Raw genomic sequence first — 21,526 nt, 5'->3', positions numbered from 1 at the left:
TTACCTTTTTTATGTGCGCAGTCTCTTTCACTCTAGCAACGGACAACCTGGGCTTACTTCAAACAAATGGATAACGATGGAAAACTATAGGTAAAAAAACTTTTCCCTATCATAAGATTAACCAATTAAGGCCATAAAAAAAAGCCACCTTATTACTAAAGTGGCTTTTAATTCCTCAACTAAAGGATTATGCTAATAATCTTACTGGATTTTCAACCAAAGATTTTAATGTTTGCAAAAATGCAGCTCCAGTTGCACCATCGACCACGCGGTGATCACAACCCAATGTCACTTTCATTACATTACCAGGAACTACAGCACCGTTTTTAACAACAGGAACTGCTTGAATAGCACCAACAGAAAGGATTGCTCCATCTGGTGAGTTGATAATGGATGTAAATTCGTCAATTCCAAACATACCTAAGTTGGACACCGTAAATGTAGATCCTTCCCAGTCCGCAGGCTGTAATTTTTTAGCTTTCGCTTTTTGAGCGAAGTCTTTCACCTCTGCAGAGATATGCGACAATGATTTACCATCTGCAAAACGCACAACAGGAACTAATAAACCATCTTCAACAGCCATTGCAACACCAATGTTGGTATGCTCATTGAAACGGATTTTATCACCTTGCCATGAAGAGTTTACGGCAGGATGTTTTTTCAAGGCAACAGCAACAGCTTTTACAACGATATCATTGAAAGAAACTTTTACTGGAGCAACCTCATTAATCTGCGCACGAGCAGCCATTGCATTGTCCATGTCAATTGATACAGTCAAATAGAAGTGTGGAGCTGTAAACAATGACTCTGCTAGACGACGCGCAATAGTTTTACGCATTTGGTTAACTGGTTTTTCAGTATAACGCTCTTCACCAACAAATGTAGGTAAAGTGATTGCTTTTGCTTCTGTTGCAGGAGCGGCTGCAGCTTTTGTTTCCGCAGGTTGTGCAGCAACAGGAACAAATGATTCTACGTCTTTCTTCACAATACGGCCACCATCTGCAGAACCTTTGATATCACTTAAGTTGATACCTTTTTCCTGTGCAATTTTACGTGCTAAAGGAGAAGCTTTCACACGAGAATCATCGCTTGAAGTCGATGCTACCGATGCGGCAGTTACAGCAGCAGCTGAGTCAGCTTTAGGAGCTTCAGCAGTTTCTGCCTTTGCAGGTGCAGATTTTTGATTTAACAAAGGTGTGATATCAGTTCCTGCAGGACCAACGATCGCGATGATGTCGTTAACCTTTGCCGCTTGTCCAGCTTCAAGGCCAACATATAATAAAGTACCATCAGCATAAGCTGTAACTTCCATTGTCGCTTTATCAGTTTCTACATCAGCAATAGCATCGTCAGATTTAATCGTATCACCAACTTTGAAGTTCCATTGCGCAATGACACCCTCTTTCATGGTATCACTTAACAAAGGCATTGTAATTACCGTACATCCCAATTCCTCAGGAGTTACAGTACTAGCCGAAGATTCTGGACCAGAAACTTCTTCTGCTTTTTTTTCTTCTGTTTTTTCCGGTGCTTTTTCAGCTGCAGGCGCATCACCGCTCAACAATGCTTGAAAATCTTCACCTGGCTCACCTAAAACAGCAATAACAGCATCAATAGCTACTGCTTCGCCTTCTTTAGGACCAATATATAAAAGAGTTCCTTCTTGGTAAGACTCAAAGTCCATCGTAGCTTTATCTGTTTCAATCTCAGCTACTAAATCACCAGAATTTACTTTATCACCAACTTTTTTGTGCCATTTCGCGATGACCCCTTCGGTCATTGTATCGCTCATTTTCGGCATTCTTACTACTTCAGCCATTCTTTATTATATTATCAAGTTAAAGAGTATTAATCTAAAATAAATGGATAGTCTTGTTGTACATATACATCTTTGTACAATTCATCTGCAGTTGGATAAGGAGATTCCTCTGCAAATTTTACAGACTCTTCAACGACCTTTTTCACATCAGCCTCAACCTCTGCAAACCAAGCGTCATCCGCATAGTTGTTTTCTAAAATAGCATGTTTAGTCGACAACAATGGATCACGGTCTTTATACGCTTCAAGCTCTTCTTTCGTACGATATTTAGCCGGATCAGACATTGAGTGTCCTTTGTAACGGTATGTACGAATTTCTAAGAACGTTGGACCTTCACCTGCACGAGCACGTTGAACAGCTTCGTCCATCGCATTGTGTACAGCAACAACATCCATTCCATCAACCGGAGCAGAAGGCATATCGAAACCTAAGCCCATTTTGTAAATATCCTGCATGTTCGTTGTACGTTGTACAGAAGTACCCATTGCATAACCGTTGTTTTCACATACGAAGATAACAGGGAGTTTCCACAACATCGCCATGTTCAATGTCTCATTGAATGCACCTTGACGCACAGCTCCATCACCCATATAACAGATATTTACATTATCTGTACCAAGATATTTTTCAGCAAATGCGATACCAGCACCTAAAGGAATCTGACCTCCAACAATACCATGGCCACCCATGAATTTGTGCTCTTTGGAGAAGAAGTGCATAGAACCTCCTTTACCTTTTGAACAACCAGTGATCTTTCCATATAATTCAGCCATACAAGCATTTGCAGAAACGCCTTTAGCCAAAGCGTGGGCGTGATCACGATAAGCAGTGATTAGAGAATCCTCAGGTTTGATTACTGACATCGTTCCAGCGACTACAGCCTCTTGTCCTATGTACAAGTGACAGAAACCACGAATCTTTTGCTGTCCGTAAAGTTGACCTGCTTTTTCTTCAAACTTACGCATAAGTAACATAGACTTATACCACTCCAAATATGTCTCTTTTGTTATAGGTGTTGAACTCATTTCAAAGTTTTGATTTTCTTACTATTCTAGACTACAAATCTAATAATTTTGGACGAATTTCCTTGCCCAAAAATCAATTTTATTTATACTTTAAGACACTTCTAAGACATTTGATTTAAAGTATATAGCATTTGATTACAAATAAATGAACGGCACAATCAAATAAATCAAAAACTTATGAAAATAAAAAAGCCAAAGGACTTAATAATCATTTGGCTTAATCTATTTTATGCAAACTGTTTGCTATCGAAGTTTTTGGATCAGCTCACTTTCAGTTACCTTTACCTGCTCCCCGCTTTCCATGTCCTTTAAGGACAATTGCCCCGATGCAGCCTCCTCTTCACCGACTAATAACACGTAGGGAATACCCTTCCCATCCGCATAACCCATTTGTTTTTTCAATTTTACAGGAGATGCATAGAGTTCCGAAGCGATATTTTCCTTGCGAAGCTTGTTGAGTAAGCTCAGGGTATAACTTTCCAGCTGTTTGTCAAAATTGATGATCAGGAGCTTGGTAGAATCAGCTTTCCCAGCAGGAAATAAGTTCAACTCTTCCAGCACATCATAAATGCGGTCTGCACCAAAGGAAACGCCGACACCGGTCAGTCCCTTCAAACCAAACATTCCTGTAAGATCATCGTAGCGGCCACCTCCACCAATACTTCCCATGGCAACCTCATTCGTCTTGACCTCAAAGATACAGCCCGTATAATAATTGAGACCTCGGGCCAATGTAATATCCAGATCTATAATTTGATGAAGCAACTTTTCTTCAGCACCTAATTTGGCCACATAGTCAAACACATCCTCAATCTCTGCAATACCATTTAAGCCGACAGAAGAAGTTGCTAAAATCGCTTTTAAGGAAGCAAGTTTCTCATCATTTGAGCCTTCCAATAAAATTATAGGTTTCAAAATAGCAAGATCTGCTTCTGTAAAACCCCTTTCCAACAGTTCTTTGTTGACACCTTCCAACCCGATTTTATCCAATTTATCGATCGCGACAGTCATGTCTACGATCAGCTCCGGTTTGCCGATGATTTCAGCAATACCCGAAAGAATTTTCCTGTTGTTGATTTTGATATTAAAATCTTTCAGTCCAAACCGTTCGAAGGCTTCTTGATAAATCAAAATAAACTCCGCTTCATTCAATAGACTTTCTGACCCGACAACGTCGACATCACATTGGTAAAACTCGCGGTATCTTCCGCGCTGCGGACGATCTGCACGCCATACAGGTTGCACCTGAAAGCGCTTAAACGGTAAAGTAATATCATTTTGGTGCATCACAACATAGCGCGCAAAGGGCACCGTAAGATCATATCTTAGTGCTTTCTCTGTTATATGCGGAATGAGCTTATTGGAATTTTTATCGTGAAGCAGGCTGTCGGGCGCTTTTGTCAGGTAGTCACCCGAATTAAGAATCTTAAAGATCAATTTATCACCCTCGTCGCCGTATTTACCGGTGAGGGTCGTCAAATTTTCAAATGAAGGGGTCTGTATTTCATTATAGCCATATTTTCTGAATACCGTTTTCAGTGTATCGAAAATATAGTTGCGTTTGATCATTTCGGAAGGCGAAAAATCACGCGTTCCTTTTGCCAAAGAAGGTTTTACTACTGCCATATTTGGCAAAGTTAATAAAATCCTTTATTCTACTTCCAGAATTTTAAGGAATTCACAGGCTTTTTCGGCGGCAGATTTCTCGGCAGACTTCTTATTAAAATCACGGCCAAGTCCACAAACAATACCATCCACGACCGCTTCAATACTAAACATCTTAGAAGATTCCCCTTCCGGGTTGTCTGTTTGCCGAAATACAATCTCTTTGCCAGTATGTTGACACCACTCGATCAACCGACTTTTAAAGTTTGTTTCCGTCTGTTCCAATAGGTGAATATCGACGTGCGGTTTAATAATTCGATTCAACAAAAAGCTCTTGGTAAAAACATAGCCCCTATCTAGATAAACTGCCCCAATCAATGCCTCAAAAGCATCACCCAATAAAGATCCTTGTTTATTTGGAAAACTGATCATTCGCGCATCAAACTGGATAAGCTCATTAAACCCCAACTTTCTGGAAAGCTGGTTTAGATTTGCTCTACTGACAATTTTTGAGCGCATTTCAGTCAGGAACCCTTCGTCTTTATAAGGATATTTCTTAAATAACAGTTCAGCCACAACCGAACCCAAAACAGCATCACCTAAGAATTCTAAACGTTCGTTGCTATTTTTTGCGCCCTCTTTAATTGTAACGGCGACAGACTTGTGTCTAAACGCCATCTTGTACAGATGTACATTTCCGGGAACAAATCCTAGCAGGTTTTTTAGTTTTCTAACGTATTCCCGATCTGGCGAAAAATATAATTTATATATCCTTGCAAAAGGCATCTCTTCTAAAAATAAGGCGACAAGTCCTAGTTAAAGAACCTGTCGCTAGCTCATATTATCAAACCATGTTTGAAGGATCAAACATTAAGCTTTATATTTTTTCACAATAACGGTAGCATTATGCCCACCGAAACCGAATGTGTTGCTCAAAGCGGCATTAACGATACGTTTTTGCGCTTTGTTGAATGTAAAATTCAAGTTGTTATCAATTTCCGGATCGTCTGTAAAGTGATTGATTGTCGGAGGGACAATATCATTTTGAACAGCCAATATAGAAGCGATAGTTTCAATAGCCCCTGCAGCACCCAAAAGGTGCCCTGTCATTGATTTAGTTGAACTGATATTCAATTTATAAGCGTGTTCACCAAACAGGTCAACAATAGCCTTCGTTTCACTAATATCACCGACCGGTGTAGACGTTCCATGAACATTGATATAATCAATATCTGAAAAATCCATCTCTGCATCATTTACAGCCATTGTCATAGCCAGTTTTGCGCCCAATCCTTCAGGATGCGAGGCTGTGATGTGATGTGCATCTGCACTCATTCCACCCCCTGCAATCTCTGCATAGATTTTTGCTCCACGTGCTAAGGCATGCTCCAAACTTTCTAAGATCAATGCACCCGAACCCTCTCCCGAAACAAAACCGTCTCTGTCTTTATCAAAAGGACGTGATGCTGTTTTAGGATCATCATTCCGGGTTGACAACGCATGCATAGCATTGAACCCACCAATTCCAGCTTCATTGACTGTAGCTTCTGATCCACCTGTAACAATCACATCAGCTTTGCCCATACGAATATAGTTAAAAGCATCTATCATTGCATTGGTAGCCGAGGCACAAGCCGATACGGCAGAAAAGTTAGGGCCACGTAGACCATGACGCATTGAAATATGTCCTGGAGCAATATCAACGAGCATCTTAGGAATGAAGAAAGGATTGAAACGAGGTGTTCCATCTCCCTTTGCAAAGTTTGCAACTTCTTCAGTGAAAGTTGTTAAACCTCCAATTCCTGATCCCCAAATTACTCCGATACGATTTGTATCTAATTTTTCAAAATCTAAGCCAGCATCTTTAATTGCCTCATCTGTTGACGCAATTGCATACTGGACAAAAGGATCGACTTTACGAGCTTCCTTTCGATCCATAAATTCATGCGGATCAAACCCCTTTACCTCACATGCAAACTGAGTCTTGAATTTTGACGCATCAAAATGCGTAATAGGAGCAGCTCCGCTTACACCATTTATTAACGCCTCCCAGTAAGCTGAGACGGTATTACCAATTGGTGTAAGGGCGCCTAATCCTGTTACTACTACTCTTTTAAGCTCCATTTATTACGATTAGCCTAATTAAATTAGTTAGTTAACGTTTTTTTCTAAATAAGCGATTGCTTGACCAACAGTACCAATAGTCTCTGCTTGATCATCAGGAATAGCAACGTTGAATTCTTTTTCAAACTCCATGATCAACTCAACAGTGTCAAGTGAATCAGCACCTAAATCATTAGTGAATGAAGCTTCTGGTGTTACTTCGTTTTCGTCAACACCTAATTTTTCAACGATAATTGCTTTTACTCTTGAAGCGATATCTGACATGATTTTATAGTTTAATTGTTTAATAAATCTGTGCAAAGAAAAATAAATTTCATCAAAATTCAAACCTAAATTGATATTTAGATGAAAGTCACCATGTTAGGCGACCGAACTTATTCGCGTCTTATACTAGCTAACCCACTCTATATTAACTTAGTTCAAGTATAACAAAAAATATTTTGTATTCCAAACGCTCAGCTAATTAACTCAAATTTTACACAAAAAGTATATTCCTACCTCAAAATTATTAGTACCTTCGTTAGCAGAGGGACATATATTTAAACATTAAAGTGGTCAATAAGTTAGTAGCAAGATTGGATATGGACATGAATGAAGAGTTGGATTTTACCCTACTCGCCATCACCTGTTCGTTGAAAGATTACCGACTCTGCCATTTCATCAACAAGGAGACTAACCTGAATTTTTCCAGAGGAAAAGAAAGCAAGTACGACCATGATGGTCGACAAAAAAACAAAACCGAAGAAGAGCTTGAATATCACATTGTCTTTGATCCAAAGAAAAAAATAAGCTACCACTTCACTGCTTTTCATTACCTTATCGCCGATGCCGACACCGAATATTTCTTGATCAACAATAAGAGCATCGAAGGCACTTATTTAATCCCGGAAAACCCCCACTTCGATTTTTTTATCATCATCAAAAACTACATCTGTGAGGATGACGTGGAACATATTATCAAAAGGATCAACAAATTACCCGAAGTCGTCATTGCAAAAGAAATATCACCAAAAATATTGAAATCTAAAGAAAATCTCATATTTTAGCAAACTGTAGGTTAGTGTATCAAATACACCCCAACTTAGATCTAAATTAATTCGATTTAGTTTTGACAAAACACAACAATATAGTAGGCTATTTGTTGTGATTAATGAAGAACATTTAAAATACAAAATAACAGATGGAAAAAGTTCAAAAAAGGACTAAAATTGTCGCAACATTAGGCCCTGCCTCGGCAGACAAACAAGTTTTGACCAACATGATTGCCAAAGGGGTTGATGTGTGCCGGTTGAATTTCTCTCATGGCAGCCAGGAAGATCACCTTAAGGTAATCGAAACTATAAATGCAATAAATAATGAAACAGGATTCAATGTTGCCATCTTAGCCGATTTACAAGGTCCAAAAATTAGGATCGGAAAAATGAAAGAAGGTGGAGCTATTCTCGTGAATGGTTCAAAAGTTGAAATTACAACACAAGAACTCATCGGAGACGAAAACAGAATCTACATTACATACGAAAACTTTCCAAACGATGTTGAAGCCAACGAAATCATTTTACTTGATGACGGAAAACTTCAACTTCGTGTTTTAGAGACCAATCATAAAGATACTGTTACCTGTGAAGTTGTACACGGAGGTGTCCTTACTTCACGTAAAGGCGTTAACTTACCGAACACCAAAGTATCTATCCCATCGTTGACGGAAGAAGATTTAGACAACTTGAATTTTGCCCTGGATCATGGTGCAGACTGGATCGCGATGTCTTTCGTACGTTCGGCAGAAGATATTTTTCAATGTAAAAAAATCATCGAGGCAAAAGGAAGCCATGCTCGTGTCATCGCAAAAGTTGAAAAACCGGAAGCGATTGAAAATATTGATGCCATTATCGAAGCTACAGATGCTGTTATGGTTGCTCGTGGTGACTTGGGCGTTGAGCTTCCAATGGAAGAGGTACCAGGACTTCAAAAGATCATCGTACAGAAATGTAGAGATCTTTCAAAACCGGTAATCATTGCGACACAGATGTTGGAAAGTATGATCACTACACCACGTCCTACACGTGCTGAAGTAAATGACGTAGCCAACTCCGTATTGGATGGAGCGGATGCTGTGATGTTAAGTGGCGAGACTTCAGTTGGTGAATTCCCTGAAATCGTTATCGAAACAATGAGCAAAATCATTATCCACGTGGAACAAACTTCTTATCCTTATTATAATGAGAAAGTTAGTGAAATCCACGACGGAACACTTATTCCGGACGCGATTTGCGCATCTTCGGTTTATCTTGCTCAAAAAACAAATGCATCTGCAATTGCGGTATTGACATCATCTGGTGCAACAGCGTTTGAAATTACAAGTTATAGACCAAATGTAGATATCTTAGTTTTCACAGGAACACAAAAATTGCTGAAACAACTCAGCCTACTTTGGGGCGTAAAAACTTTTATCTACGACAAGTTCGAAAGCACAGATGGATCTATTCATGATGTTAACAAATTTATTGTAAAAAATAACTACGTTAAACCTGGATCTATCATTATCAATACAGCTTCGACACCGTTAATCGAAAAAGGTAAAACAAATACAATCCGTGTTTCCCAGCTATAATGGACAATAAGGATTAAAGCAAAAAAAATAGCGTTCTNNAGAACGCTATTTTTTTTGCTTGTTTGGATACAAGGAGTCGATTTTTAATTTAAAGTCCTTCACCTTTAGCGAATCATTCAAGCGCCTAAAAGGAAGATTGTTTTCTTTCTCATCACCTTTGGGCATTTTTTCCGTTCCTGGCATTGGGGCTAGACCGTCCACACGATTTGGCTTCTTAATGGGCATATGATACTTTTCATCTGAAGAATCCAATTTAAAGACAGGCATCTTTGATTCTTTTTCCTCCATTAAAGGAATCTGCGGTTTCACCTTTACTTGTCCTAAAGCAATGGTCCCTATGGAAGACAATACCAATAATAATACGTAGCTTTTCATCTTTATATAGTTATTAAAGAGCACTCATTGTACCAATGAACGCGTCATATTCGGCTTATTCACTTCTCCAGCAGTTAGACTCAACCGCGTAGATTAAAATTTGTCCACAGCGCAATTCAGCACATAATCCATTTCTATTCACTAATTTACAAAGAACAACATCTATATTTAAACAGATTGCTGTTAAACATTGTTAAAACAGCTACAAAACACATTAGCATCTTTATATTTGTAACAATTTAAGAAAAAATGAGCTATCGCACCTTAAATGGCCGCTCACATGGCATAAGGGATGAATACGCAAATGGTAAATAAACTGAGCGCTATAAACTTTTTGATATATTCAAAATACATTTATTTAATACCCAATACTAATGAAGAAAAATAGCATTGTATTAATCATTGGACTGATGTCTCTCGCTCTAATTGGGGTATTGGCCATGCAATTCTATTTTCTGAGAGATTCTTATCGCCAAAAGTCTCAATTATTTGATGAGTCCGTCAATGCTGCGATTACAGCTGTTGCCGGTAAGCTTGAACGACGGGAGGTAGTTGACTTCGCTAAGGTTCAACAGGAGCGTAACATTGAAAAATCCAAGCAGGAACAGGCCAAACAACGTCTTTTGGCCGAGCAACTCGAAATACAGTATAGAATTGAAGAATTAAAAAACAAACAACATGTTGTTTTCTCAAACTTTAAAGAGCAAGAAGACCAATTACGTGCATTGTATCCAAATGTAATTGAAATCAAAAATTCATTCTACGAAACATACATCAAAAGACCGGAGTACCAGAAATTTATCAAATTTTCTGTTTCAAATGAGCTTACCGACGATAATTTGGTACAGGCTTTTATCATGTTAAATGCTTCAAAGGTAGATGATCAGATCAATGGGAAGGACGATAGCACGCGGTTTGTTATCCCCCTAATGGACCCACTGGTCAATCAACAAACAAAATTCCGGGTAGCCACATTACCTCCAAGAGAGAATGCGAAACTTGCGAAAACAATTTCTGATTTGGAAAAAAGATTGGATATCCTCAACAGAAAAAACGCGTGGAGTGGCTTTAATGTATATGATTCCGTTGCCATGCTGGGCGGCAAAAAAGCAGACTACATCGAAGATATTGCTATTGGAATGGAGCTTGCTAAACGTCCATTAAAGGATCGATTGAATGTGATCATCGTTCAAGAACTTATCAAAGAGGAGTTGGCTCAACGCGACATTAAAGCTCCTTTCAATATTGAAATATGGAGCACAAACAATATATTACTAAATAATATTTTAAACGAAGCCGCTTTAAATAACCCAACAAATACAACCAAATACTCAACGGCACTTTTTAAAGGTGATATCGGTGCTGCGCCAGGAAAATTAACCATCTATTTCCCCAATAAAAAGGCGATAATTGCCGATAATATGGGCTATCTGTTGCTGCCCATGCTGGCACTGCTTTTCTTGTTGGTGGGGTGTTTTGCTTATACACTGATTATCATCTTCAGACAAAAGAAAGTTTCGGAAATGAAGACGGATTTCATCAACAACATGACGCATGAGTTTAAAACACCTGTTGCAACAATTATGATTGCCAGTGAGTCACTTAAAGATCCAGACATCAATGCCGACCACAAGCGCGTTCAGAAATTGGCTAATATCATCTACGACGAAAATGTTAGACTCGGAAATCATATTGAACGTGTGCTCGATTTGGCAAGACTAGAAAAAGAAACGCTAAAACTCGACCAGGTAGAAGTATGCATCAATGATCTTGTTTCGGCAGTAACGGACAGTATGCAGCTACGGATGCAAAATATTGGCGGGAAATTCAGTATAGATCTTGCAGCGACCAAGGATGTTGTCGTTGGTGATGAGTTACATTTTTCCAATGTATTTTACAATCTTTTGGATAATGCCATCAAGTACAGCAAAGGAGATTTACATGTCAACATCAATTCAAAAAATGTTGGCGACACCATTGTTGTCACCATAGCCGACAATGGTATTGGGATGAGCCGGGATCACCTGCAAAAGATTTTCGACCAGTTTTACCGTATTCCAACTGGGAATGTTCATAATGTCAAAGGATTTGGCCTTGGCTTAAGTTATGTACAGGACATTCTGAGAAGGCTGAACGGAAAAATTACAGTTAAAAGTGAAAAAGATAAAGGCACGACCTTTGAAGTAATTTTGCCTATTAAAAAATAAAACGTTCCTTTTTTGTATATTTCCTCTTTAAAAAATTTCAAAGGTTGAGGAAGGCTGATTTATCAGCATCAAGGGACATTGGTGAAAATTAATATATTCATTATGCAAAAGATATTATTAGCAGAAGATGATCCTAATTTGGGGGATCTTTTAAAAGACTATCTCGAATTAAAGGGAAAATTTGACGTCACATTATGCACGGATGGAGATGAAGCGATTTCTCAATTCAAAAAAAATAACTACGACCTTTGTATTTTTGATGTCATGATGCCAAAAAAGGACGGATTTACAGTTGGACGTGAAATCAGAAAAACAAACAATACTGTTCCTATTATCTTTGCCACAGCAAAGGGGATGATGGAAGATAAGACCGAAGCCTTTGAGCTAGGAGGAGATGATTATATCACCAAGCCTTTTCGAGTGGAAGAATTATTGCTCCGCATCAATGCTTTGCTGAAACGCAGTGTTCGAGACAAAGAAGAAGAAGTGGTTGCGGATAAATTTGAAATTGGCGATTATTTCTTTGATTATACAAGTCAGCAGATTTCTTACAAAGGACAGATGCAAAAACTCTCCACGAAAGAAGCTGAACTACTCCGCTTGCTTTGCTTAAAGAAAAATGATGTGCTGACCCGGGAAGAAGCGTTGTTAAAAATATGGCATGATGATAACTATTTTACGGGTAGAAGTATGGATGTATTTCTCAGTAAACTTCGTAAATATCTAAAAGAAGATAGCAAAGTTGAAATTGTCAATGTGCACGGAAAAGGTTACAAACTTTTGGTCAGCTAAAAAAAGGGGAATGAAAAATATAGTCATTCCCCTTTTTATGCTACACACGTATTCAAGCGTGACTTACTCGAATTCGTGGATGAAAATAAAAGAACAAAACAATTTCATCCTTAGTAGAATATAAAAAATTGACGCACTTTTATAAAAAATTTGCATTTCAAAAAGAAATGTTCTAACTTAGCGTCGCTTATAGAGAAAGGCAGAGGGAATAGACCCGATGAAGCCTTAGCAACCTGTCCCTTGACAAGGTGCTAAATTCTACCCTACTTGATATGGGAATGATAAGCCGAAGTCACCAAATTCTAGTGTGTCCTTCTCTCTCTAGCAAGAAATATAGTTGAAAAAGAAATATTAAAAACATTCATTATGTTATTGACTAACAATTTAGGTTACCCTCGTGTGGGCGCGTTCCGCGAATTGAAAAAAGCCAATGAGGCCTATTGGGCTAAAAAATCTTCTGTTGAGGAATTATTGGACACAGCAAAAAAAATTCGTGAAGGCAATTGGAAAACACAAAAAGATGCTGGAATAGATTTGATCCCTTCCAATGATTTCTCTTTTTACGATCAAGTATTGGATTTAACCCTCACTGTTGGTGCAATTCCTGCTCGCTACCATTCTTTATTGAATAAAGTAGACAACAATTACAGTTTAGATCTATATTTTGCCATGGCGCGCGGTTTCCAACAAGAAGGAATCGACGTGACTGCAATGGAAATGACCAAGTGGTTGGATACGAACTACCACTACATGGTACCAGAATTCACAAAAGATCAAGAATTCAAATTGACTTCCGAAAAATTCTTAAATGAATACAACGAAGCAAAATCATTGGGCATCGATACTAAACCAGTTCTATTAGGTCCTATTACATACCTTTTGATCGGTAAAGAAAAAGAAGCTGGCTTCGACCGTATCGATTTATTGGATAAACTTATTCCAGTATATGAGCAAATACTAGCTAAACTAGCTGATGCTGGTGCACAATATGTTCAGATTGACGAGCCTTTCTTAGCATTGGATTTAGATGCTAAAGTAAAAGCTTTATATCAACCTACTTTCGAAAAATTAGCTGCAGCAGCAAAAAATATCAAATTAATCGCAACGACTTACTTCGAATCTTTAAAAGACAACGAAGATATCGCAGTTAACCTACCTATCCATGCTTTACATTTGGATCTGGTACGCGGTGAAAATCAATTGGATACGGTATTGGCTAAAGTTCCTGCTTCATTAACATTATCTTTAGGTATTGTTGAAGGCCGTAACATCTGGAAAAATGATTACGAAAAATCATTGGTTAAAATCAAACAGGCTGTTGATGCATTAGGAAAAGACCGTGTATGGGTAGCTCCTTCTTCATCACTGTTGCACGTTCCTTTTGACTTAGACAATGAACACAATGAACAATCGCTACCAACTGAAGTAAAAAACTGGTTAGCATTTGCTAAACAAAAATTAGCTGAAGTAAAAGACTTAGCCGTACTAGCGGAGGGAGAAGTTGATGCTGAAACAGCAAAACGCTTCGAAGCGAACAAAGCGGCTGCTGAAAGCCGCCGTACCTCTCCATTGATCCACAAACCAGAGGTTAAAACACGTACAAGCAATATTACTGATGACGATGCAAAACGCACTTCAGCATTTGCAGACCGTAAAGCAGCGCAACAAGCGAAATTCAACTTACCGGCGTTCCCGACCACAACTATCGGTTCATTCCCACAAACGAAAGATGTTCGTAAATGGAGAGCAGATCTGAAAAAGGGTGCTATTACGCAGGCAGAATACGATAAAGCAATCGCAGAAGAAACAGAAAACACCATCCGTCTTCAAGAGCAATTGGATATCGACGTATTAGTACACGGCGAATTCGAACGTAATGACATGGTTGAATACTTCGGTGAACAATTGGCTGGTTACGCTTTCACACAAAATGGTTGGGTACAATCTTACGGTTCACGTTGTGTAAAACCTCCGATTATCTATGGTGACGTATACCGTCCTGAAGATATGACTGTCCGTTGGTCTTCATATGCACAATCATTGACAAATCGTCCGGTTAAAGGTATGTTGACTGGTCCTGTAACAATCTTACAATGGTCTTTCGTACGTAACGATCAACCGCGCTCAACAACGACTTACCAAATTGCATTGGCGATCTTGGATGAAGTACAAGCCTTGGAAAAAGCAGGTATCAAAATCATACAAATCGATGAACCAGCTATCCGTGAAGGATTACCGTTACGTAAAGCTGATCAAAAAGATTACTTGAACTGGGCAGTACGTGCTTTCCGTGTCTCTTCATCAAATGTTGAAGACGATACACAGATTCACACACACATGTGTTATTCTGAGTTCAATAATGTGATCGAAGATATCGCTGCAATGGATGCCGATGTTATCACGATTGAGACTTCACGTTCTCAAATGAAATTATTGAATGCTTTCGCCGGTGATTTCAAATATCCAAATGATATTGGTCCAGGTGTTTATGACATTCACTCACCACGTGTTCCAAGCAAAGATGAGATGGTAGATCTATTGCGCAAAGCAAAAGCAGTAGTTCCAGCAGAACAACTTTGGGTTAATCCTGACTGTGGTTTGAAAACTCGTGCTTGGCCAGAAACCAAAGCGGCTTTAGAGTCTATGGTTGAGGCTGCGAAAATCTTAAGAGCAGAATAATTCTTAAACTATATTGATAAAGCCCTAGCTGAAATTTCAGCTAGGGCTTCTTTATTGGGCTTCGTTCAAAATAAAAACTGTTATCCGAATAAGGTGAGATTATTTTCGGCTGTTCTTCCGTTCTTTCTTGTTTTCCTTTTCGTTCCCGTTCTTAATTTCCTGTTTTCCTTTAATCCGATCTTCAATCGCCTTCAGGTTTGACGAAAAATCGAGGTCAACATTTTCAAGTTTAGCCTTTTTTAACGCCTTCAATGCCTTTTTGTATTTTCTCATTTTTTCAAATAGCAGTGCTTTCTTGATCCAGATTCCTGTCAAGGGCATGGCCGGAAGTGTCAAAGCAAATTTGATCGTCTTTTTTGCAGCTTCATACTCCCCCATATCAATCAATGTCTGAATGAAATAAGGATATACTTCCAGTGCCTGCACATTATGCACCAAAGCTTCCTGGAAATACCTTTTTGCCTGCTCATAGTCCAATAGCTGTTCGGCATAAACTCTTCCCATCAAACACAGCGCCATTGTATTGGACTCATCATAGGATAGCGCATAGGATAAGGATTCCATGGTCTCCTCCAAATACATCGGATAGTTATCCAGCGCCTGAAGGACATATTTATTTACTGAATTCATAAAATTTTCTAAAACATAACATTCATATCCAGCTTTCACGATAACTTTGAAAGTAACTGGATTTTTAAAACTCCTGAATAAGCTAAGCATATTGGAAAAGTGGACTACCATTTCGAGCGCCACGTTTTAGCCAATATCAACCTAGGTTACTTAACGTATTAAGAAGAAGATTAGGAAAGGGCCGTATTCCGAAGAATATTCCCGAGAATCTTCTCTGTGGACGAAGCGGGATTTTCTAATATTGCAAACATATTCTTCCGTTTTTATTAATTACTCTATTGAATTGCAAAGATTCAAAATATTTACCAAATTCCAAAAACTTTTGATTATTAATCTGTTATATTGTTCAGCACGATATTGGCATATTATTGTCGCATCAATTTCACTAAAATTCACCGACTATTTCCCCATATTTGAACCATGGAAAGTCAATCAGCTAATCAATTAATCAAACTAGCAAGAAAACGTAAGGGACTAACGCAGCAGGAACTCGCCGATCAAGCGGGGGTATCGCTAAGAACAGTGCAACGCATAGAAAAAGGCACGGAAGAAATCAGTGGATTTAGTCTCAAACAGATCAGTCAAATTTTGGAAATACCATTAGAACAACTCATTATGCCAAATGTAAATCAAATCAGTATCGACAACAATCAAACAGGAAGTATTAAAGCGCTATACTTATCATCGCTCACCTTTTTGGTCAATCCATTATTAGGGCTATTGGTCCCAGCAATTATGGGTTATACGAAACAAAACAAAGACGCCTTATACAGTAAGCACCTAAAAAAAATAATTATAATACACGCTGTTGGACTATTTTTTCTCGGAAGTTTCATAGGCTATATCATTATTGCAGATTTTTTTAAAATTGCACTACCGTCTTTTTTAACCAATATCTTTAATAGCGCCTATTTTCTACTCATCCCAGTATGCTATTACATATTGATTCTAACGTTTACTATTTTTAATTATATCGCAATAAGAAAAGCCAAGCTCAGTTCTGCAAACTAAACCAATACATATGAAATGTTGCGATCAATATCACAGCGGTTTCTTTTGAACAATCAATACCCAATCATTCTCCAACAACAGATAGCCTGTTTCGTAAATAAAGTTATAGGTCTGCCCCTTGTTATTGGAAAAAGTATGTGTATGAAACTTAAAATCAAATCCCAACCGCTTTAACTTTTCACGTTGGATCTTCACCATACCCTCCCCACTCAATGCATCTAATAAAATACGGCGGTTTTTTCGTAGGATATTATTCACATTGCGCACCAGATTGGTCTGGTCGCTATTTAATTTATTGTTATAGGCGTTCCGGCAAGCATCATCACAAAATCGCTTGTCCGAACGGCCATATATTACTTTGCCACATTCAAGGCAGACTTTTTCTCCAGAACTCATAACGGAAGATTAAACGACAACAAACGGTTACAACCGACTATAGTCGAATACAAATGGTAAATAGACGACTATAGTTATTTCCCCGCCCCACCTTTGCTTAAGATCATTCGGCGTTCATAGCCAATGACCATCAACTAAAATAAGAATTATTAAAAACTTTTAAAAATTAGACACATGAGCACATTACGCAACAAAGTACAATTGGTTGGGCATTTAGGAAACGACCCGTTAATCAAAACAACTTCCACTGGCACCAATTACTCCATATTACGTCTCGCCACCAATGATCTTTTCAAGAACAAAGCCGGTGAATGGGTTGAAGAAGTTCAATGGCATACACTCGTGGTTTGGGGTAAGCAAAACAATACCATTGAAAAGAAATGCCAACGTGGGACCAAACTCATGGTTGAAGGCAAACTCACCTATCGTAACTATGAGAACGCAGATGGGGTAAAACAATATGTCACAGAAATTAAAGTAGATAATTTCATGATTTTATCTGATTCGAACGGTGCCAAAGATGACATCCCAACACCTCCAGATGAAAATGAAGACGATCTGCCTTTCTAGTATGATCAACGAGGTAGGTTTTCAAGCCCCTACCTCGTCGATTGTTTCCAACTTATTTTGTCAGGCTTGCAGTCAACGCTCTTCCTAGGTTCTCTGCATACGCCTTCCATAATTTAGCATCTTCTGGCGTAAACTTAGCAACAGCTTCAGTTTCTTTGGCCGCCCATTCCTGTCGCTTCGCTGCAAGCTCCTTGAGTTTAACAACATCGCCGCTTTTAGCAACAGCGATAAATTCTTTGATATATTTTGTATAATCCTCCGCCAATTTTTGTGTCCCAGCAGAACTAAACTTCGGTATTGGCACTTCGCCACCGCTATTTTCTACCGACGTTTCGGCCGTATCTTTTTTTAAGTCAATAGCGGCAGTTGTATCTTTTACTTCGACTTTTTTAGTCGCGGAATTATTGCAGGAAATAACAAAAAATCCAGCAATTAATGCTGATAAGGCTACTTTCTTCATTTATTTAAATTTAGTTTTTTATGTCTGGTCATTTATTCGTTTATGCGTGTTGCTCTAAAGCTAAATAAATCACTCTAGTTTTATCGGATCGACAAGTTCACCATCATCTTAATCACAACCCTACCTTTTTGTAACGTTACTTTATTATCGAACTAATTTAATTACAATGCCCGACTCTACGAAATTTTTTGTGGACACTCACATTCTGCAGGCCTGAGTTAGGAGTCTTCTTTTCTTGTAGGCAAGTCAACATCAGATCAACTCCAAGGCCGTACATATTAGGGGTATTACAAGGGTAAACCCCTGCAAACCCCTTGTTAATACCTTGTAAATGGACTGCGATTACATAATTAACCACGGATATGATAACAACATGGAAATACGCCCGATACCGGCAAAACCGAATAAACAATAGGAAAAAGTTCCACGCAATTAGATTCGCTCAAACCTGCCATACAATTTCCAGAAATATGCTTTCTCCCCCATAGTGAGATCAATCTTCTTCCAGGCATTTAAGGCTAAACTAATCTCCTTTTCCTGCAAACTGTATTTTCCAATAAAGAACTCTTCTTCGGAAAAATACAAACCAAATGCTTTATCCAACGTATGTAGGCTCTGAACATCTACCTCTTCAAAAAATAAAATGGATTGAGGGCCAGCCAAAAAATCACTCGGCACCGGAATAGCGTCAGCGTATTCGATTGCGATGAGGCGGTTCCTACTTTGCAAAGGAAATTCAATTATTGGAAGCTCTTCTAATTTCGAAAAATAACTACCCGCCTCAAAAATACCATCTCGTTCCAGCAGCGGGATTTGTAACAATCTTTTACGTCCAATAAGAGAAACATTTGGATCAAAATAATCATTGAAATTAAGAATTTCATTGACAGATAGATTTTTTTCAATAAGATGCTGCACAGGAATGCCAAAATAATTTGCAATTTTTAGAACAATCTCAATTTTTGGCTCTGCACGCATTTCTTCGTAAGACGAAATATTACCTCTAGTAAGATTAAAAATATCCCCAAATGCCTGTTGACTCATTCCTTTCACTTTTCTTAATTTCTTAATATTGTTGCCTACGTTGCTCATTTTAAAAAAAATTGAATATTTATTGCAAAATATTTTTGCATTTTTATTACCTTTATGCAAAGAATATGTGCAATATATAAAAAACTTGATTATGTACTTCTCAAAAATTGAAAATTATATCGCCAATATCGGTTACACCATCACCCATAAGGATACAAAAGAAGGAATCTTTGTCATCGAAAATGAAGACGACGGAATCCGTAACCTGATTGTAGGCATTGCCCAACCCATCCTGATTTTTGAGCAATATCTTTTTACAATCAGCAATGACACCATGGATATGTTCAAATCACTATTGATAAAAAATAGAGATATTATACACGGTGGGTTTGCATTAACAGAAGATGGTACCAAAGTTATATTTCGGTATACCTTACAAATACATAATCTCGATCAGAATGAGTTTGATGCAGCCATTAATTCGCTGAGTCTTTTGATGAGTGAATATTATAATCAGTTAATAAGTTTTTCAAAATTATAGAATAATGAATATTTTTAAGAGAATTTTCAGAATTGGTCAAGCCGAGATCCACGCAGTCGTGGACAAAATGGAAGACCCTATCAAAATGACGGAACAGGGTATCCGTGAGATGAAAGAGGACCTGGAACAATCGTTAGAAGCCTATGCTAAAGTTAAAGCGTTAGCCATACGTACCCAAAACAATTGTGAAAGGAAAAAAGAAGAAGCCAATGAATTCGAAAACAAAGCTATTCTATTACTCCAAAAAGCACAAAAGGGAGAATTAACGACAGAAAAGGCAGAAGGTCTTGCAAAGGAAGCGCTGTTGTTGAAAAAACAGTTATTAATCGAAGCTGGTGAATTGGAGAAACAAGCCGTGATTCATCAAAGTTCATCGGATGAGCTACACAAAAATGTAGACATTCTCAAATTCAATATATCGAAATGGGAAGGTGAACTCTCTACTTTAAAGGCACGTGTAAAGGTATCCAACGCAGCTAAAATGGTCAATCGTCAGCTCGCTAATATCGATTCCAATAGTACGATTTCCATGTTAGAACGTATGAAAGAGAAGGTCGAGGAAGACGAGGCACTAGCAAAGGCCTATGGCGAGATTGCACTAGGTAACAAAAGTAAAGTTGATGAGATCAACGAGACCATCGGCGGGTCTGAAGCCGTCAACAACGAATTAGAAGAACTAAAAAGAAAATTAAATAATGATGAAAAGATTTGAATATAAAACGCTAAAAATTGAACCTAAAGGTTTTTGGGGAACAAAGTTGGATCCCGAAAAAATTGATGAAATCTTAAATGATCTTGGAAATCAAGGCTGGGAATTGGTAACCATGCAGGACCTTGAAGTCAATGGGAATTCCTGGTCTTTTCATTATACTTTCAAGAGAGAGAAAATTTAAACAATAACACTATGACAGAACTAATCAATATCTTATTCAATCCATTGTCCAATGGAATTATGACAGTCTTAACTGGCATGTCTGTAGTGTATTGGTTATTTATGTTTCTGATGGGTGATGGAGTACATCTATTTGATGCCGATGCAGATATAGACCTCCATCCTACACCTGATGTCACGGACGTTGATGGCTCACATGATATCGCAACTGAGGGCGGCGATCATGCACACCATCATCATACGGATACGGACGCTAATACAGAACCTGGTTTCTTTGCAAAAGCAATGGATTACATCAATGTTGGCAAAGTACCCATCATGCTTATTGTAACACTGTTCAAATTTATAGGCTGGATAATTACCATTGTTTCTTCGCTCTTTATCGACGTTGCTTCATGGGGGATAAAGTCCGTATTAATCCTGATCCCTGTTTTTATTGTTACATTTATTTTAATGCATTTTCTGACCAAACCTTTAGCTAAAATGTTCAAAAGTATAGGTTACAATGGCGAAGAAAGTCACGATTTTCTTGGTCGCATGGGTAAAATGAGAGCCAGTATTGAAGGCAAGAAAATAGGTTCTGCCGAATTTATCATCCAACAGGATCCTATTCGCCTCAATGTTGTCAGCCATAATGGGGAGAAAATAGGCTATGGAGACGATGTCATTATTGTTGACGAATCCAAGGACAAGAAATATTATTATGTGACCAAAGAAATCACGATAGACAATATTTAATGGAAAAGGAATAAACGCAAAG

Annotated in this window: 22 protein-coding genes and 1 riboswitch; of the genes, 11 read left to right on the top strand and 11 right to left on the bottom strand. The window is 38.3% G+C overall.

What is annotated here, in order from left to right:
- Positions 1–187: 187 nt before the first annotated feature.
- From B3P16_RS04175 to B3P16_RS04150, 6 genes are all read right to left on the bottom strand, one after another.
- The gene (locus B3P16_RS04175; protein ID WP_286841524.1) at positions 188–1,819 is read right to left on the bottom strand and encodes a pyruvate dehydrogenase complex dihydrolipoamide acetyltransferase; all 1,632 of its coding nucleotides are present in this window, start codon (positions 1,817–1,819) and stop codon (positions 188–190) included.
- A 29-nt stretch (positions 1,820–1,848) separates the two neighbouring features.
- Entirely contained in the window at positions 1,849–2,844 is a 996-nt protein-coding gene (gene pdhA / locus B3P16_RS04170; protein WP_046674850.1) for a pyruvate dehydrogenase (acetyl-transferring) E1 component subunit alpha, read from the bottom strand.
- 243 nt (positions 2,845–3,087) lie between these two features.
- Complete coding sequence (gene hisS / locus B3P16_RS04165) at positions 3,088–4,470, bottom strand: histidine--tRNA ligase (RefSeq protein WP_070561565.1); 1,383 nt, start codon at positions 4,468–4,470, stop codon at positions 3,088–3,090.
- 24 nt (positions 4,471–4,494) lie between these two features.
- Complete coding sequence (gene rnc, locus B3P16_RS04160) at positions 4,495–5,235, bottom strand: ribonuclease III (protein ID WP_046674848.1); 741 nt, start codon at positions 5,233–5,235, stop codon at positions 4,495–4,497.
- Between the two features lie 84 nt (positions 5,236–5,319).
- Positions 5,320–6,573, bottom strand: coding sequence for a beta-ketoacyl-ACP synthase II (gene fabF / locus B3P16_RS04155; RefSeq protein WP_046674847.1), 1,254 nt, complete (start codon positions 6,571–6,573; stop codon positions 5,320–5,322).
- Positions 6,574–6,600: 27 nt separating this feature from the next.
- Positions 6,601–6,837 (bottom strand): acyl carrier protein, encoded by a 237-nt coding sequence (locus tag B3P16_RS04150; RefSeq protein ID WP_028070665.1) that lies wholly within the window; start codon positions 6,835–6,837, stop codon positions 6,601–6,603.
- A gap of 287 nt (positions 6,838–7,124) precedes the next feature.
- Between B3P16_RS04150 and B3P16_RS04145 the strand changes: the two genes are divergently transcribed.
- Complete coding sequence (locus B3P16_RS04145; RefSeq protein ID WP_236560104.1) at positions 7,125–7,619, top strand: IPExxxVDY family protein; 495 nt, start codon at positions 7,125–7,127, stop codon at positions 7,617–7,619.
- Between the two features lie 134 nt (positions 7,620–7,753).
- Positions 7,754–9,181, top strand: coding sequence for a pyruvate kinase (pyk, locus tag B3P16_RS04140; RefSeq protein WP_070561569.1), 1,428 nt, complete (start codon positions 7,754–7,756; stop codon positions 9,179–9,181).
- A gap of 45 nt (positions 9,182–9,226) precedes the next feature.
- Here the strand turns inward: pyk and B3P16_RS04135 are convergent, their stop codons facing one another.
- Complete coding sequence (locus B3P16_RS04135; protein WP_070561571.1) at positions 9,227–9,556, bottom strand: hypothetical protein; 330 nt, start codon at positions 9,554–9,556, stop codon at positions 9,227–9,229.
- Between the two features lie 374 nt (positions 9,557–9,930).
- Between B3P16_RS04135 and B3P16_RS04130 the strand changes: the two genes are divergently transcribed.
- From B3P16_RS04130 to metE, 3 genes are all read left to right on the top strand, one after another.
- Positions 9,931–11,763 (top strand): sensor histidine kinase, encoded by a 1,833-nt coding sequence (locus B3P16_RS04130; protein ID WP_115047017.1) that lies wholly within the window; start codon positions 9,931–9,933, stop codon positions 11,761–11,763.
- Between the two features lie 102 nt (positions 11,764–11,865).
- Complete coding sequence (locus B3P16_RS04125; protein WP_172840643.1) at positions 11,866–12,555, top strand: response regulator transcription factor; 690 nt, start codon at positions 11,866–11,868, stop codon at positions 12,553–12,555.
- A gap of 184 nt (positions 12,556–12,739) precedes the next feature.
- Positions 12,740–12,843: riboswitch (SAM riboswitch) on the top strand.
- 78 nt (positions 12,844–12,921) lie between these two features.
- Positions 12,922–15,234: a 5-methyltetrahydropteroyltriglutamate--homocysteine S-methyltransferase gene (gene metE / locus B3P16_RS04120; protein WP_313159026.1), complete on the top strand. Its 2,313-nt coding sequence runs from the start codon at positions 12,922–12,924 to the stop codon at positions 15,232–15,234.
- A 99-nt stretch (positions 15,235–15,333) separates the two neighbouring features.
- Here the strand turns inward: metE and B3P16_RS04115 are convergent, their stop codons facing one another.
- Positions 15,334–15,864 carry a hypothetical protein gene (locus B3P16_RS04115; RefSeq protein WP_286841523.1) on the bottom strand — a complete coding sequence of 177 codons (531 nt, stop codon included), beginning with the start codon at positions 15,862–15,864 and terminating at the stop codon, positions 15,334–15,336.
- 420 nt (positions 15,865–16,284) lie between these two features.
- Here B3P16_RS04115 and B3P16_RS04110 point away from each other — a divergent pair, with 420 nt between their 5' ends.
- Positions 16,285–16,875: a helix-turn-helix domain-containing protein gene (locus B3P16_RS04110; RefSeq protein ID WP_286841522.1), complete on the top strand. Its 591-nt coding sequence runs from the start codon at positions 16,285–16,287 to the stop codon at positions 16,873–16,875.
- 30 nt (positions 16,876–16,905) lie between these two features.
- Here B3P16_RS04110 and B3P16_RS04105 read toward each other — a convergent pair whose 3' ends face one another.
- Complete coding sequence (locus B3P16_RS04105; RefSeq protein ID WP_070561580.1) at positions 16,906–17,271, bottom strand: hypothetical protein; 366 nt, start codon at positions 17,269–17,271, stop codon at positions 16,906–16,908.
- Positions 17,272–17,445: 174 nt separating this feature from the next.
- Here B3P16_RS04105 and B3P16_RS04100 point away from each other — a divergent pair, with 174 nt between their 5' ends.
- Positions 17,446–17,841, top strand: coding sequence for a single-stranded DNA-binding protein (locus B3P16_RS04100; RefSeq protein WP_070561582.1), 396 nt, complete (start codon positions 17,446–17,448; stop codon positions 17,839–17,841).
- A 52-nt stretch (positions 17,842–17,893) separates the two neighbouring features.
- Here the strand turns inward: B3P16_RS04100 and B3P16_RS04095 are convergent, their stop codons facing one another.
- Both B3P16_RS04095 and B3P16_RS04090 read right to left on the bottom strand, forming a co-directional pair.
- Positions 17,894–18,301: a hypothetical protein gene (locus tag B3P16_RS04095; RefSeq protein WP_286841521.1), complete on the bottom strand. Its 408-nt coding sequence runs from the start codon at positions 18,299–18,301 to the stop codon at positions 17,894–17,896.
- Between the two features lie 432 nt (positions 18,302–18,733).
- On the bottom strand, positions 18,734–19,393 hold the full coding sequence (locus B3P16_RS04090) for a helix-turn-helix domain-containing protein (protein WP_070561585.1): 660 nt from the start codon (positions 19,391–19,393) through the stop codon (positions 18,734–18,736).
- Between the two features lie 91 nt (positions 19,394–19,484).
- Here B3P16_RS04090 and B3P16_RS04085 point away from each other — a divergent pair, with 91 nt between their 5' ends.
- Genes B3P16_RS04085 through B3P16_RS04070 form a run of 4 tightly spaced genes read left to right on the top strand, consistent with a single transcriptional unit; the run spans position 19,485 to position 21,504 of the window.
- Positions 19,485–19,874 (top strand): YbjN domain-containing protein, encoded by a 390-nt coding sequence (locus tag B3P16_RS04085; RefSeq protein ID WP_046674974.1) that lies wholly within the window; start codon positions 19,485–19,487, stop codon positions 19,872–19,874.
- Positions 19,875–19,878: 4 nt separating this feature from the next.
- Positions 19,879–20,586, top strand: a complete 708-nt coding sequence (locus B3P16_RS04080; RefSeq protein ID WP_070561586.1) for a PspA/IM30 family protein — start codon at positions 19,879–19,881, stop codon at positions 20,584–20,586.
- Positions 20,570–20,767, top strand: a complete 198-nt coding sequence (locus tag B3P16_RS04075; RefSeq protein ID WP_083295781.1) for a DUF4177 domain-containing protein — start codon at positions 20,570–20,572, stop codon at positions 20,765–20,767. Before B3P16_RS04080 ends, B3P16_RS04075 begins: the two co-directional genes overlap by 17 nt.
- A gap of 11 nt (positions 20,768–20,778) precedes the next feature.
- Positions 20,779–21,504, top strand: coding sequence for an OB-fold-containig protein (locus tag B3P16_RS04070; RefSeq protein ID WP_046674834.1), 726 nt, complete (start codon positions 20,779–20,781; stop codon positions 21,502–21,504).
- Positions 21,505–21,526 lie beyond the last annotated feature (22 nt).

The organism is Sphingobacterium sp. UBA7631, from assembly GCF_002483935.1.
GTDB lineage: Bacteria > Bacteroidota > Bacteroidia > Sphingobacteriales > Sphingobacteriaceae > Sphingobacterium > Sphingobacterium multivorum.
This window is presented reverse-complemented; position numbering and strand designations above follow the sequence as displayed.